Source organism: Citrobacter sp. 506 (assembly GCF_050434985.1).
GTDB lineage: Bacteria > Pseudomonadota > Gammaproteobacteria > Enterobacterales > Enterobacteriaceae > Citrobacter > Citrobacter braakii.
On record NZ_JBNDJN010000007.1, the window covers coordinates 108,339 to 122,701 of the forward strand.

Here is a 14,363-nt window from a genome sequence, read left to right on the forward strand (position 1 = left end):
AGCCTTCATCTGAAACATTTTTATCAGATAGTTAATGGAAGCGGTTACAGAATTTTCATAAAAAGTGTGATGGTTCTTTAATTTTACGATCCGCCTCGCATCGTGAAGGATTATCCCTCGATGGGATCGACATCCAGCACCCATTTTACTTTACGTGCATCGGGTAGCGTATTGATCAGCGCCAGCGTACCGCTGACGATATGCTGCAAGCGAATTCGCGACGGATGTTGCAACAAAATTTGCCAGCGATAGCGACCGCCGCGCTTGGGGGCCAGGGCGGGAACCGGGCCGAGCACCCACAGTTTGTCATCGGCAAGCGGACTGGCCTGGATCAGATTTCGCAACTGTTGTAAGAACATTGGCGCATGCTGGTTGTTATGATCTTCTGCCCGCACAATCACATGGCTGGTCCACGGTGGAAGCTGGAGCGTTTGTCGCTCGGCTAGCGCCTGCTCGGCAAACGCGTCATAACCTTTGTACAGCAAAGTTTGCAGCAGCGGATGTTCAGGATGGTGCGTTTGTAGCACCACTTCGCCCTGTTTCCCGGCGCGTCCTGCTCGCCCGGAGACCTGCGTGTAAAGCTGGGCGAAGCGTTCTGCTGACCGGAAATCTGCAGAGAACAGCGCGCCGTCAACGTCCAGAAGCGCCACCAGGGTGACGTCCGGGAAGTGGTGGCCTTTGGCCAGCATTTGCGTGCCGATCAGAATTCGTGCGCCGCCGCGATGTACTTCCGCCAGATGCTGCTCCAGCGACCCTTTACGGCTGGTGGTGTCGCGATCGATGCGTGAGATTGGCACGCCGGGGAAAAAAGGGGCCAGAGCCTGCTCAAGCTGTTCGGTGCCGAGTCCAACCGGAACCATATGCGTTGAGCCGCAGGATGGGCACTGACGTGGTATTGGGCGCTGGCTGTCGCAGTGGTGGCAGCGTAAATGGTGCTGTGCCTGATGCAGCGTGTAGTAGTGATCGCAGCGCGGACATTCGGCAATCCAGCCGCAGTCATGGCACAGCAGCGCAGGAGCAAAGCCCCGGCGGTTCAAAAACAGGATCACCTGGTTATCCGCCTGCAGGTGCTGACGCATACGGGTGATAAGCGCAGGGGCAAGTCCGGCCTGCACCTGCTGACCTTTGAGATCCAGCACGTGCTGAGTGGCTGGACGCGCATTTCCGGCGCGTCGCGTCAGGCGCAGCATGCGATATTTTTTCTGTCGCACGTTGCACAGCGTTTCCAGAGCCGGAGTGGCTGAGCCGAGAATAATCGGGATCTGCTCGCTGTGGGCGCGATAAACCGCGAGATCGCGTGCATGATAGCGCCAGCCTTCCTGCTGTTTATAAGAGCTGTCGTGCTCTTCGTCGATGACAATCACGCCGAGATTTTTAAACGGTGTAAACAGCGACGAGCGCGTGCCGATAACAATCGCCGCTTCGCCATTTTTTGCTTTCAGCCAGGCCGAAAGACGTTCGCTGTCGTTCAAACCGGAGTGCAGGACTTCGACCGGCGCATTGAAGCGTTCGCGAAAACGGGCAATAGTTTGCGGCGTCAGGCCAATCTCCGGCACCATCACCAGCGCCTGCTTGCCCTGGGCCAGGACATTTTCCAGTACGCTTAGATAGACCTCTGTTTTGCCTGAGCCCGTCACGCCCGCTAATAGCCAGGCGCTAAAACTGTCCGCGGCGCTGTGAATCGCCCCGACGGCGGTGGCTTGCTCGGTGTTCAGTCGAAGACGCTCACCGGAAACCGCGTAGTGGGTACGCCAGTCGCTAAAGCCTGGCGTTTCACTCGCCAGATCGCACAGCCCTTTTTTCCGCAGCGCCTGTAATGCGGCGTCATTAAATTCGAGTTCAGCCACCTGATCGCGCCAGATTTTTCCCTGGCGTAGCGCAGCCAGCGCCTGCTGTTGCTTGGGAGAGCGCTTCAGGCTGTTGAGATCAATAACCTGACCTTCTTCAGTGGCAAACCAGTACCATATGGGCGCGTTTGTCGCCGGGCGTCCCTGGCGCAGCAGAATCGGCAGGGCATGAAACAGTACGTCGCCGATAGGATGGTGATAATAGTCAGCCGCCCACAACAGCAGACGCCAGACGGAGGTCGAATAAACCGGCTCGCTGTCCAGCACTTCGAGAACGGCTTTCAATTCGCTCAGCGGCAGTTCGCTGTGCTCGCTAACGGATAGAACGATGCCCACGCGCTCCTGTTGCTTGCCAAAGGGCACGCGTACACGACACCCGGCTTTGGCGCTCATGCCTTCCGGCAGCAGGTAGTCAAAGGTGCGAGGTAGCGGAACGGGTAAGGCAACGTGCGCAACGGGCATTGAATCATCCTGACTTGAAATCTGGCGGGTTAGTATACACATTAGTGAAGGGTAGAATGCGGATCAGTTTGCATGAGCAGGTTAATTTCTGTATGATTCGCCGCCTTTGATGCAAATTGATTGCGTCAAACAATGACCATTACCCGAGAGTTTCAGGCTGTTGATGCAGCGTGAAAGGTGACGGGGAATAATTAACATCGCGTGGTGTCTGGCGTTAGGGCTGGAAGAGCGACGCGGCCTTAAACCGAGGTTTTCCCATGAAAAAAGATATTCACCCGAAATACGAAGAAATTACTGCAAACTGCTCTTGCGGTAACGTCATGAAAATCCGCTCTACCGTCGGTCACGATCTGAACCTGGACGTGTGCGGTCAGTGCCACCCGTTCTATACTGGCAAGCAGCGTGATGTTGCTACCGGTGGCCGTGTTGATCGCTTCAACAAGCGTTTCAGCATCCCAGGCAGCAAGTAAGTTTCAGCTGTCAGAAAAAAGCGCCTTATGGCGCTTTTTTTGTATCTGTGCCTGCAGACTGAAATTCGTATTGATGTATTGAATGATGTCTTTTATTTAATAAATAAAACAGTGTTTTTATTTTTACGATAAAATGTTTCAACTGGTGATCTGCGTCCTTTTTATCTTCTTGTTTTTGCCACTTATGCCAATCTTTGGCAAAATACCAAAGGTTTCTTCCTTCTTTCTAAAATACACTTTCGTGGAAATATAAAATTATTCTTATTCCTTCATCGTTTCCTCATTTATGGACGGAGCGAGATGGGCAATTTCCTAGATTTAGTGTGAAGAGGGATGGTCATGAAATTTAAATCCGCGTTATTACTGATTTCATTATTCTCTGCGGCCGCGCAAGCGGGTTATGTTGATTATCGACATGAATATTATGATGATGGTCGTAATTACGACCGTGTTTATATGTCGCATCGTTTTGCTACGGGTTTTGGTGTCGCAGTCGAGGCCATTTCACGTTCCGAAAATACGCAATCTAATGATGCGTGGAATAATATGGAAAGTAATGGCAACGAGTATACGGCGAGCTACCAGTTCACCTGGAAGGACCTTGTCTGGCAGCCGGGTATTGCGATCGAAACGGGCGATAACATCGCGATTTATAAGCCTTATATTCGCGTGCAGTATAACATCAATGACCATTGGTGGACTGCGTTCCGCTATCGTCAGGAGTACATGCGCAGAAACACTGACGGCAAGGATGACCGCATGGTCTATCGTCCGGAAGCATGGCTCGGTTACAACATCAATGACTGGATGTTTGAGCTGAACGGTATTTATAAAATTGCCGATAGCGAAGATTTATATAACAACCGAAAAGACGATTACGAATATAACTTCCGTGTGGCGTATAAAATAGGCTCATGGGTTCCATTTGTTGAGGTAGGTAACGTTTCCTCGGGGTATAACACCACAACCACAGACGATCGTCAGACCCGCTATCGCGTTGGTCTCGGTTATAACTTCTGACCGTTAATACACTTCGTATCGATTTATTACGCTGAGCATCGGTATACGCATAGTTTGCGTGAATAATGTGTCTAAGGAGTTAACATCATGTCTAATGATGGAACAATGATCGGAAGCAATCAAAATATTGCCGTCAGGCCTTTCGGATTAAGAGATAAATTCGGTTATTTATGTGGTGACCTCGGAACCTGTTTTATTCTTGGACTGGTAAATAGTTTTTTAATGATTTATTACACCAACGTACTCGGTATTTCCGGTGTTATTGTTGGTTCACTCTATTTTGTGACCAAACTCTTTGATGCGTTTGTCGACGTTGGCGTAGGGCGCTTATGTGATACCTCTAAACTGACGGTACATGGGCGATTTAACCCCTGGGTGCGCCGCATGAAGTACCCGTTTTGCATCATTGCGGTCGTTCTGTTCCTGCCGTTTGTGCATGATTTTTCTTATACGGCGAAAATTATCTACATCTGCTGTTCCTATTTTATTTACGGTTCGCTGTTATCGACAGTGAGTATTCCGTATGGCGCCATGTCTGCGGCGATTAGCTCGAACCCGGAAGATCGCGTATCGCTGTCAACCTGGCGCAGCGTTGGGTCCGCCATCGGCGGCGGGACAACTGGCTTTTTTATTCCGATCCTGATGTACACCACTCTGGTGGACGGAAGCCAGGTGATCTCTGGGCAGCATTTCTTCTGGATTGCCATTGGTTGTTCTGTGCTGGGGTTTATCTTTTTAACGTTGACCTGTCAGTTAACGACAGAACGCGTGCGGGTTGAAAGAAAAGAGAGCATGCCGGTTTCTGTGCTGCTGAAGGGGTTGCTACGCAATAAAGCGCTGATTGTTTTAGTGGTTGTGGATCTGCTGATTGTGATTAATCAGGGGTTGTCTGGTACCAACATGACTTACCTGTTTAATGACTATTTCCATAACAAAGAGGCCATGTCCGTTGCATTGCTCTTCACCTTTGGCTCTCTGGTTTTGCTGGCACCCTCGGCATCCTGGCTCACGAAGCGCTTCGGTAAGAAAGAAGCCAGCGTAGGCGCGCTGCTCTTTGCGGTAGCCATGTATGTGATTATGTACTTCACCCACATTACCGACGCGAAGGTTTATTTGGTTTTCCTGTTCCTGGCGACGCTGGGGGCTGGGTTATTCAACCTGATGATTTGGGCGTTTATGACCGATGTGTGTGATTATCACCAGTATGTCACCGGCGATCGTGAAGATGGGACCGTCTATGGCGTGAACTTCTTCGCCCGCAAGGTTGGCCAGGCGTGCGCAGGGGCTATTGGCGGCTTTATGCTGGCCATCATTGGTTATCAATCTTCGTCAACGGGCGGCGCTGTGCAAACCAGCATTGTGCAGGAAAACATCTATACGATGGCAAATCTGTTACCGGCTTTATGCCTGTTTTTGGCCGCGGTCATTCTGATTTATTTCTATCCATTGAACCGTAAAGAGACGCTCAAAATGGAAGAAACATTGAATAAGCTTAATGGTATCAGTAAGTAACGTAGTGAGAAGCGGCGGGAGTAATCCCGCCTTTTCTCATCTGTCTTGAAAAATCAGTATTCCCACGTTTCCGGGTTGATACCCAGTTCACGCATGATTACCTTAGCTTCTTCCGGGATTTCATCGCTGCGCTCTTTACGCAGGTCGTCATCGTTGGGTAATGGTTGCCCGGTAAAAGCATGCAGAAACGCTTCACACAGCAGTTCGCTGTTGGTGGCGTGACGCAGGTTGTTAACCTGACGACGCGTGCGTTCATCGGTAAGGATTTTTAACACCTTCAGAGGAATGGAAACCGTAATTTTTTTGACTTGCTCACTCTTCTTACCGTGCTCAGCGTATGGGCTGATATATTCGCCGCTCCATTCAGCCATGAGATACCTAATCCTCTTTGTCATTAATATTGAGGCCAGAACCTGAGCCCGGACCATAATTGCGCGTAGTTTATCGTAGTGGCGTGGCCCTGACACGAAGTAAGCCGACGCAGATGTACGCTAATGCATATAATTTTAACGGCTATTTCCGGTTTGCTCAATCTATACGCAAAGAAGTTTAGATGTCCAGATGTATTGACGGCTATCGTAACTATGATTACTCTGGTGTCTGACTTTTCACCGACTCAGCCAGGATCTCCTCAATATGACGCGTAAACAGGCCACCATCGCAGTGCGTAGCGGGTTAAATGACGACGAACAGTACGGTTGCGTTGTCCCGCCGATCCACCTCTCCAGCACCTATAACTTTACCGGTTTTAATGAGCCTCGCGCCCATGACTATTCGCGCCGCGGTAACCCAACGCGTGATGTCGTTCAGCGTGCGCTGGCGGAACTGGAAGGTGGGGCGGGGGCAGTACTGACCAATACCGGCATGTCGGCGATTCATCTGGTGACTACGGTATTCCTCAAGCCTGGCGATCTGCTGGTCGCACCGCACGACTGCTACGGCGGAAGCTATCGTCTGTTTGACAGCCTGGCAAAGCGTGGCTGTTATCGCGTACTGTTTGTCGATCAAGGAGATGAGCAGGCGTTGCAGGCGGCACTGGCGGAAAAACCGAAGCTGGTGCTGGTAGAAAGCCCAAGCAACCCGCTGTTGCGCGTGGTGGATATCGCGAAAATCTGCCAGCTGGCGCGCGAGGCTGGTGCGGTCAGCGTGGTGGACAACACTTTTTTAAGCCCGGCACTGCAAAATCCACTGGCATTAGGCGCCGATCTGGTGTTGCATTCATGCACGAAATATTTAAACGGTCACTCCGACGTAGTGGCTGGTGTGGTGATAGCAAAAGATCCGGAAATGGTCACTGAACTGGCATGGTGGGCGAATAATATTGGTGTGACCGGCGGCGCGTTTGATAGTTATCTGCTGTTGCGCGGCCTGCGTACTCTGTCACCTCGTATGGAGGTGGCGCAACGTAATGCTCAGGCGATTGTGGATTATCTGCAAACTCAGCCGCTGGTGAAAAAATTGTATCACCCGTCATTGCCGGATAATCAGGGCCATGAGATTGCCGCGCGTCAGCAAAAAGGGTTTGGCGCGATGTTGAGTTTTGAGCTGGATGGCGATGAGCAAACGCTGCGTCGCTTCCTCGGCGGGTTGTCATTGTTTACGCTGGCGGAATCGTTAGGGGGCGTTGAAAGTCTGATCTCCCATGCCGCAACCATGACACACGCGGGAATGGCGCCAGAAGCGCGTGCTGCTGCCGGAATTTCGGAAACGCTGTTGCGTATCTCCACCGGTATTGAAGATGGCGAAGATTTAATTGCCGACCTGGAAAATGGCTTCCGGGCTGCAAACAAGGGGTAAACATGAGTGTGATTGCGCAGGCAGGGACGAAGGGTCGTCAACTGCACAAATTTGGTGGTAGTAGTCTGGCTGATGTGAAATGTTATCTGCGTGTCGCAGGCATTATGGCGGAGTACTCGCAGCCTGATGACATGATGGTTGTTTCAGCCGCAGGCAGTACCACTAACCAGTTGATTAGCTGGCTAAAATTAAGCCAGACCGATCGTCTGTCTGCGCATCAGGTTCAACAGGCGCTACGTCGTTATCAGAGTGAGCTTATCAGCGGTTTGTTACCTCCTGAGGTGGCGGATGGGCTGATCGGCGCGTTTATTCACGATCTGGAGCGCCTGGCCGGGTTACTCGACAGCGGCGTGAATGATGCCGTCTATGCTGAAGTCGTCGGGCATGGCGAGGTGTGGTCGGCGCGTTTGATGTCTGCCGTCCTTAACCAACAGGGGCTGGAGTCAGCCTGGCTGGATGCGCGCGATTTTTTACGTGCCGAGCGCGGCGCTCAGCCGCAGGTGGATGAAGGTCTTTCTTACCCATTGCTGCAACAACTGCTGGCGCAGCATCCGGGCAAACGCCTGGTCGTTACCGGTTTCATTAGCCGCAGCAACGCTGGTGAGACGGTACTGCTGGGGCGTAACGGCTCCGACTACTCGGCGACGCAGGTTGGCGCGTTGGCGGGGGTTTCCCGCGTAACCATCTGGAGCGATGTGGCCGGGGTTTACAGCGCGGATCCGCGTAAAGTAAAAGATGCCTGTCTGCTGCCGCTGCTGCGTCTGGATGAAGCCAGCGAGCTGGCGCGTCTGGCGGCTCCGGTTCTCCATGCCCGCACCCTCCAGCCGGTTTCCGGCAGCGATATCGATCTCCAGTTGCGTTGTAGCTATACGCCGGAGCAGGGATCGACGCGTATTGAACGCGTGCTGGCTTCCGGTACCGGGGCACGTATTGTGACCAGCCATGACGACGTTTGCCTGATTGAGTTTCAGGTTCCCACTGGCCAGGACTTTAAACTGGCCTATAAAGAAATCGATCAGATTTTAAAACGCACCCAGGTGCGTCCGCTGGCAGTGGGTGTGCATCCTGACCGCCAGTTGCTGCAATTTTGCTATACCTCCGAAGTCGCTGATGGCGCATTGAAAATTCTGGATGAAGCAGGCCTGCCGGGCGAACTGCGTCTGCGCCAGGGGCTGGCGCTGGTGGCGATGGTTGGGGCGGGCGTCACCCGTAACCCGCTGCACTGCCATCGCTTTTGGCAACAGCTGAAAGGTCAACCGGTCGAATTCACCTGGCAGTCGGAAGAGGGCATTAGCCTGGTCGCCGTCTTGCGTACCGGGCCAACGGAGAGCCTGATTCAGGGTCTGCACCAGTCAATCTTCCGCGCGGAAAAACGCATTGGTCTGGTGCTGTTCGGCAAAGGTAACATTGGGTCGCGCTGGCTGGAGCTGTTTGCCCGCGAGCAGAGCACGCTCTCGGCGCGTACCGGATTAGAGTTCGTGCTGGCAGGAGTGGTTGATAGCCGCCGTAGCCTGCTGAATTACGAAGGGCTGGATGCCAGCCGCGCGTTGGCCTTCTTCGATGACGAGGCGGTAGAACAGGATGAAGAGTCATTGTTCCTGTGGATGCGCGCCCACCCGTATGATGATTTAGTGGTGCTGGACGTTACTGCCAGCGAGCAGTTGGCGGAGCAGTATCTGGATTTCGCCAGTCATGGCTTCCATGTTATCAGCGCCAACAAGCTGGCGGGGGCGAGCAGCAGTAATAATTACCGCCAGATTCATGACGCCTTTGAAAAAACCGGTCGCCACTGGCTGTATAACGCCACCGTAGGCGCAGGCTTGCCGATCAACCATACCGTGCGCGATCTGATTGATAGCGGAGATACTATTCTGTCGATCAGCGGGATCTTCTCCGGCACGTTGTCGTGGTTGTTCCTGCAATTTGATGGCACGGTCCCGTTCACCGATCTGGTGGATCAGGCGTGGCAGCAGGGTCTGACTGAACCTGATCCGCGCGTGGATCTTTCCGGCAAAGATGTGATGCGCAAGCTGGTGATTCTGGCGCGTGAAGCGGGTTACGACATCGAACCGGACCAGGTGCGCGTAGAGTCGCTGGTGCCTGCGCACTGTGAAGCAGGTTCTATTGACCATTTCTTTGAAAATGGCGATGAGCTGAACGAGCAGATGGTGCAACGCCTGGAAGCGGCACGTGAAATGGGACTGGTGCTACGCTATGTGGCGCGTTTTGACGCTAACGGTAAGGCACGCGTTGGCGTTGAAGCGGTACGCCCTGAGCACCCGCTGGCGGCACTGCTGCCGTGCGATAACGTCTTCGCCATTGAAAGCCGTTGGTATCGTGATAACCCGCTGGTCATTCGCGGACCGGGGGCGGGCCGCGATGTGACCGCCGGGGCGATTCAGTCTGATATCAACCGCCTGGCGCAACTGCTGTAGTTAGCGCTTACTGTTCGCCGCAAACACCTCTTTTGCGGCGAACAGGCCGTTTAGTGCTGCCGGGAATCCCGCATAAACAGCCATCTGCATCATCACTTCAATAATCTCTTCCTGCGTTAAGCCAACGTGCAGCGCGGCGGCGATGTGTACCTTAAGCTGCGGTGCGGCGTTACCCATGGCGGTGAGCGCGGCGACGGTGGCAATTTCTCTACTGCGTAAATCCAGCCCCGGCCTTGAATAGATGTCGCCAAAAGGAAATTCAATCAGGTATTGGGCGAAGTCCGGCGCGATATCCTTCAGGCTATCGACGACCGCATCTCCCCCTTTTCCATCAACCTGTTGCAGCATTCTCTGACCGGTTAAATAGCGTTCTGAATCCATGATAATCACCTCGTGAGTTCGTGTATGGCATGAGGATAGAGCGCGCAGAATGATTGGGGTAATACCGTTTCCGTGATACCTTTTCGGTATGACAACATCGCCTTTGCACTCTCTGGATATCCGCCTTCTACGCTATTTTTCCGTGGTGGCGGAAGAGAACAACATGAGTCGAGCGGCGCTGCGTTTATTTATGTCGCAGCCGCCGCTGAGTCGCCACATTCGCCAGCTTGAAGAGCGCCCGGGGGTGACGCTTTTTGTCCGTCATACCCGTGGACTTACGCTGACGGAGGACGGCCAGCGCGTCCTTGAAATCGTGCGCCCGCTATTGGCGTTACAGGATAAAACCTGGACGGCGTTGAGTCAGATAGCGAAGACGGGAGAGCAATCTCTGCGCTTAGGGCTAAGTACGGCGTTTGAGCAGGGCGTTTTTGCGGCGCTTGAGTCACAGCTTGCTACGCGTGTACAGAAGCTACATATTGTCCGCCATGGTTCGCCTGAACTGGCGCGTCAGGTGCGTCGGGGAAAACTGGATGCAGCGCTGGTGGCGCTACCGCTTGAGAATTCGGGTCTTAGCGTCACGCCGCTCGGCTGGCAAGAATCGATGATCGCCGCCTTACCCACACTCTGGCCCGAGGCGGCTCTGCCTTCGCTCTCGTTAACGTCGCTGAACCACCGACCGCTGTTCTGGTTCAAACGTGAACGTAACCCTGCTTTTTTTGATTACACTCGACACATTTTTCGTCGTGCCGGTTACTCTCCTGCCCTTATTGAGGAGCCGATGGAACATGACGTGCTGCTGGCACGGATCGCACAGGGTGACGGTCTGAGCCTGGTTCCGGCCTCCTTTTCCGCTATCCAGCGTCAGGGCGTGATCTTCCTTCCGCTTACTGATACAGAATTGCGTCTTAGCATGGGGTTAGCGACGCTGCCTGAGAACGTAACAAAAGTAGAGTGGCTACAGACGGTCGTGACGCAATCCCTCACCATTTCAATCTGATGTGAATTTTTTTCACGTTGGCTGAGTATTCCTCACCTTTAACGATGATTTTTGTGTTGACGCCAGCATGCTTTTCCGTCATTTTTACATCTAGACGTCTAAACGTATAGCAGTTCACAACACAACATATAACGACAAAAGATTGATGAGGTAAGGTATGAGCTTTTTTCACGCCAACCAGCGGGAAGCCCTGAATCAGAGCCTGGCAGAAGTGCAGGGTCAGATTAACGTTTCGTTTGAGTTTTTCCCGTCGCGCACCAGTGAAATGGAGCAAACCCTGTGGAACTCCATCGATCGCCTGAGCAGCCTGAAGCCGAAGTTTGTTTCAGTTACTTACGGTGCAAACTCTGGTGAGCGCGACCGTACGCATAGCATTATTAAAGGCATTAAGGATCGCACAGGTCTTGAAGCGGTCCCGCACCTGACATGCATTGATGCGACCCGTGATGAGCTGCGTACCATTGCTCAGGACTATTGGCATAACGGTATTCGTCATATTGTTGCCCTGCGCGGCGACCTGCCGCCGGGAAGCGGTAAACCGGATATGTATGCTTCCGACCTGGTGACTCTGCTGAAAGACGTTGCAGACTTCGATATCTCCGTTGCGGCTTACCCGGAAGTGCACCCGGAAGCGAAAAGCGCTCAGGCCGATTTGCTGAACCTGAAGCGTAAGGTTGATGCCGGTGCAAACCGCGCGATCACCCAGTTTTTCTTCGATGTAGAAAGCTATCTGCGCTTTCGCGATCGCTGCGTGTCTGCGGGAATCGATGTGGAAATTATTCCGGGCATCCTGCCGGTATCTAACTTTAAGCAGGCGAAAAAATTTGCTGACATGACCAACGTCCGCATTCCTGCGTGGATGTCGACCATGTTTGATGGTCTTGATGATGACGCGGAAACCCGCAAGCTGGTAGGCGCGAATATCGCCATGGATATGGTGAAAATTCTCAGTCGCGAAGGGGTGAAGGATTTTCACTTCTATACCCTCAATCGTGCCGAGATGAGCTACGCTATTTGTCACACACTGGGTGTAAGACCTAACTAAACAGATGCCCCAGCCCTCTACGGAGGGCTTTTTGTTGATCATTTTGATCTACATCTCTGCAACTTAAAATATAAAAGGAATTAGCTATCGAATCTGTGGGTTATTTCGACTATATCTTATCTCTGGTGGTGTATATCGTAGTCAGAACACTGTAAAGGGAGCATATAGATGAGCATGTCCGACGATAGCCAAAACGCATCAACTGCCGGTAAGTGTCCTTTTCATCAAGGCGGTCACGATCAGAGCGCGGGAGCAGGAACGAACAACCGCGACTGGTGGCCAAATCAACTCCGCGTTGATCTTTTAAACCAACATTCCAACCGTTCGAACCCGCTGGGTGAGGACTTCGACTACCGCAAAGAGTTTAGTAAACTCGACTATTCTGCCCTGAAAGGGGATCTCAGAGCCCTTCTGTCCGAATCTCAACCGTGGTGGCCCGCTGACTGGGGAACCTATGCCGGATTGTTTATCCGCATGGCATGGCACGGCGCGGGAACCTATCGCTCTATCGATGGACGCGGTGGCGCGGGTCGCGGACAGCAGCGTTTTGCACCACTGAACTCCTGGCCGGACAACGTCAGCCTTGATAAAGCACGTCGTCTGCTGTGGCCAATCAAGCAGAAATATGGTCAGAAAATTTCCTGGGCCGACCTGTTTATCCTCGCGGGTAACGTGGCGCTGGAAAACTCAGGTTTCCGTACCTTTGGCTTTGGTGCCGGTCGTGAAGATGTCTGGGAACCGGATCTCGACGTAAACTGGGGTGATGAAAAAGCCTGGCTGACTCACCGTCATCCGGAAGAGCTGGCAAAAGCGCCGCTGGGCGCCACCGAAATGGGCCTTATTTATGTGAACCCGGAAGGGCCGGACCATAGCGGTGAACCGCTTTCTGCGGCAGCGGCTATTCGCGCGACCTTCGGTAACATGGGGATGAACGACGAAGAAACCGTGGCGCTGATTGGCGGCGGTCATACGTTGGGCAAAACCCACGGCGCAGCAGCGGCATCGCACGTTGGCGCCGATCCAGAATCCGCACCGATTGAAGCGCAGGGCCTGGGCTGGGCCAGCAGCTACGGTAGTGGCGCGGGCGCGGATGCAATTACTTCCGGTCTGGAAGTGGTGTGGACGCAGACGCCTACCCAATGGAGCAACTATTTCTTCGAGAACCTGTTCAAATATGAGTGGGTGCAGACTCGCAGTCCGGCAGGCGCGATTCAGTTTGAAGCGGTTGACGCGCCAGAAATTATTCCCGATCCGTTTGATCCGTCGAAAAAACGCAAGCCGACGATGCTGGTTACCGACCTGACGCTGCGTTTCGATCCTGAGTTCGAGAAGATCTCTCGCCGTTTCCTGAACGATCCGCAAGCGTTCAACGAAGCGTTTGCCCGTGCGTGGTTTAAACTGACGCACCGCGATATGGGGCCAAAATCGCGTTACATTGGACCGGAAGTGCCAAAAGAAGATCTGATTTGGCAAGACCCGCTACCGCATGCGTTCTTCAACCCAAGCGAAGAAGATATCCTGAAGCTGAAGGCGACCATCGCTGCTTCCGGACTGTCCGTGGGCGAACTGGTATCGGTAGCGTGGGCTTCGGCATCGACTTTCCGTGGCGGGGATAAACGTGGCGGCGCTAACGGTGCGCGTCTGGCGCTGGACCCACAACGTGGCTGGGATGTGAATGCCACTGCGGCACGCGTTCTGCCTGTGCTGGAAGGTATTTATAAGTCTGCCCATACTGCCTCGTTGGCCGATATTATCGTGCTGGCCGGTGTTGTCGGTATCGAGCAGGCGGCTAGCGCTGCGGGCGTCAGCATCAAGGTACCTTTTGCGCCGGGTCGTGTGGATGCGCGTCAGGATCAAACGGATATTGAGATGTTTGAACTGCTTGAGCCGATTGCCGATGGTTTCCGTAACTACCGCGCTCGTCCTGACGTGTCGACCACCGAGTCGCTGCTGATCGACAAAGCGCAGCAGTTGACGCTAACCGCACCGGAAATGACCGTGCTGGTGGGCGGTATGCGCGTACTGGGCACCAACTTTGATGGTAGCCAGCACGGCGTCTTTACCGATCGCCCTGGCGTACTCAGCACTGACTTCTTCGTCAATCTGCTGGATATGCGTCATGAGTGGAAGGCGGTTGATGAGTCACAAGAGCTGTTTGAAGGTCGTGACCGTTCGAGCGGCGAAGTAAAATACACCGCAACTCGCGCCGATCTGGTGTTTGGTTCTAACTCTGTACTACGCGCAGTGGCTGAAGTTTATGCCTGCAGCGATGCTCACGAGAAGTTCGTGAGAGATTTCGTTGCCGCATGGGTGAAAGTGATGAACCTGGATCGTTTCGATCTGCTGTAACAGACCATGCCGGATGTCGCTTGCGCGGGTACGGCATAGTATGAACAA

The 14,363-nt window shown here is 53.3% G+C and carries 11 protein-coding genes; 8 read left to right on the forward strand and 3 right to left on the reverse strand.

Translation table 11 applies throughout. The features are described 5' to 3' along the window. Positions 1-110 precede the first annotated feature (110 nt). Positions 111-2,309: a primosomal protein N' gene (priA, locus tag ABIE10_RS21705; protein ID WP_016155264.1), complete on the reverse strand. Its 2,199-nt coding sequence runs from the start codon at positions 2,307-2,309 to the stop codon at positions 111-113. A 257-nt stretch (positions 2,310-2,566) separates the two neighbouring features. On the opposite strand from priA, the gene rpmE reads away from it, so the two are divergent. From rpmE to ABIE10_RS21720, 3 genes are all read left to right on the forward strand, one after another. Continuing rightward, positions 2,567-2,779, forward strand: coding sequence for a 50S ribosomal protein L31 (rpmE, locus tag ABIE10_RS21710; protein WP_008787040.1), 213 nt, complete (start codon positions 2,567-2,569; stop codon positions 2,777-2,779). A gap of 339 nt (positions 2,780-3,118) precedes the next feature. Beyond that, positions 3,119-3,799: an oligogalacturonate-specific porin KdgM family protein gene (locus ABIE10_RS21715; RefSeq protein WP_016157918.1), complete on the forward strand. Its 681-nt coding sequence runs from the start codon at positions 3,119-3,121 to the stop codon at positions 3,797-3,799. Positions 3,800-3,886: 87 nt separating this feature from the next. Next, positions 3,887-5,311, forward strand: a complete 1,425-nt coding sequence (locus ABIE10_RS21720) for an MFS transporter (RefSeq protein WP_047497587.1) — start codon at positions 3,887-3,889, stop codon at positions 5,309-5,311. A 53-nt stretch (positions 5,312-5,364) separates the two neighbouring features. Here ABIE10_RS21720 and metJ read toward each other — a convergent pair whose 3' ends face one another. Beyond that, a complete protein-coding gene (metJ, locus tag ABIE10_RS21725; RefSeq protein ID WP_003825168.1) occupies positions 5,365-5,682 on the reverse strand; it encodes a met regulon transcriptional regulator MetJ in 318 nt (105 codons plus the stop codon). Positions 5,683-5,947: 265 nt separating this feature from the next. Here metJ and metB point away from each other — a divergent pair, with 265 nt between their 5' ends. Together metB and metL are read left to right on the forward strand one after the other, a co-directional pair. After that, complete coding sequence (gene metB / locus ABIE10_RS21730; RefSeq protein ID WP_016155267.1) at positions 5,948-7,108, forward strand: cystathionine gamma-synthase; 1,161 nt, start codon at positions 5,948-5,950, stop codon at positions 7,106-7,108. A 2-nt stretch (positions 7,109-7,110) separates the two neighbouring features. Further along, positions 7,111-9,543 carry a bifunctional aspartate kinase/homoserine dehydrogenase II gene (gene metL / locus ABIE10_RS21735; RefSeq protein ID WP_016155268.1) on the forward strand — a complete coding sequence of 811 codons (2,433 nt, stop codon included), beginning with the start codon at positions 7,111-7,113 and terminating at the stop codon, positions 9,541-9,543. Here the strand turns inward: metL and ABIE10_RS21740 are convergent, their stop codons facing one another. Further along, the gene (locus ABIE10_RS21740) at positions 9,544-9,924 is read right to left on the reverse strand and encodes a carboxymuconolactone decarboxylase family protein (RefSeq protein ID WP_181221065.1); all 381 of its coding nucleotides are present in this window, start codon (positions 9,922-9,924) and stop codon (positions 9,544-9,546) included. It abuts the gene before it with no gap. Between the two features lie 88 nt (positions 9,925-10,012). On the opposite strand from ABIE10_RS21740, the gene ABIE10_RS21745 reads away from it, so the two are divergent. The 3 genes from ABIE10_RS21745 (at position 10,013) to katG (ending at position 14,315) form a co-directional block, all read left to right on the forward strand. After that, positions 10,013-10,921 carry a LysR family transcriptional regulator gene (locus tag ABIE10_RS21745; protein WP_429157027.1) on the forward strand — a complete coding sequence of 303 codons (909 nt, stop codon included), beginning with the start codon at positions 10,013-10,015 and terminating at the stop codon, positions 10,919-10,921. Positions 10,922-11,078: 157 nt separating this feature from the next. After that, positions 11,079-11,966: a methylenetetrahydrofolate reductase gene (gene metF, locus ABIE10_RS21750; protein WP_429157029.1), complete on the forward strand. Its 888-nt coding sequence runs from the start codon at positions 11,079-11,081 to the stop codon at positions 11,964-11,966. A 168-nt stretch (positions 11,967-12,134) separates the two neighbouring features. Further along, positions 12,135-14,315 carry a catalase/peroxidase HPI gene (gene katG / locus ABIE10_RS21755; RefSeq protein ID WP_016155274.1) on the forward strand — a complete coding sequence of 727 codons (2,181 nt, stop codon included), beginning with the start codon at positions 12,135-12,137 and terminating at the stop codon, positions 14,313-14,315. The last annotated feature ends 48 nt before the right edge of the window (positions 14,316-14,363 follow it).

What these genes read in the sequence shown, in the direction of transcription:
- metJ (WP_003825168.1), bottom strand. Translation starts at nt 5,682, where the DNA reads ATGGCTGAATGGAGCGGCGAATATATCAGCCCATACGCTGAGCACGGT.
- ABIE10_RS21745 (WP_429157027.1), top strand. Translation starts at nt 10,013, where the DNA reads ATGACAACATCGCCTTTGCACTCTCTGGATATCCGCCTTCTACGCTAT.
- priA (WP_016155264.1), bottom strand. Translation starts at nt 2,309, where the DNA reads ATGCCCGTTGCGCACGTTGCCTTACCCGTTCCGCTACCTCGCACCTTT.
- katG (WP_016155274.1), top strand. Translation starts at nt 12,135, where the DNA reads ATGAGCATGTCCGACGATAGCCAAAACGCATCAACTGCCGGTAAGTGT.
- ABIE10_RS21720 (WP_047497587.1), top strand. Translation starts at nt 3,887, where the DNA reads ATGTCTAATGATGGAACAATGATCGGAAGCAATCAAAATATTGCCGTC.
- ABIE10_RS21740 (WP_181221065.1), bottom strand. Translation starts at nt 9,924, where the DNA reads ATGGATTCAGAACGCTATTTAACCGGTCAGAGAATGCTGCAACAGGTT.
- metB (WP_016155267.1), top strand. Translation starts at nt 5,948, where the DNA reads ATGACGCGTAAACAGGCCACCATCGCAGTGCGTAGCGGGTTAAATGAC.
- metL (WP_016155268.1), top strand. Translation starts at nt 7,111, where the DNA reads ATGAGTGTGATTGCGCAGGCAGGGACGAAGGGTCGTCAACTGCACAAA.
- metF (WP_429157029.1), top strand. Translation starts at nt 11,079, where the DNA reads ATGAGCTTTTTTCACGCCAACCAGCGGGAAGCCCTGAATCAGAGCCTG.
- rpmE (WP_008787040.1), top strand. Translation starts at nt 2,567, where the DNA reads ATGAAAAAAGATATTCACCCGAAATACGAAGAAATTACTGCAAACTGC.
- ABIE10_RS21715 (WP_016157918.1), top strand. Translation starts at nt 3,119, where the DNA reads ATGAAATTTAAATCCGCGTTATTACTGATTTCATTATTCTCTGCGGCC.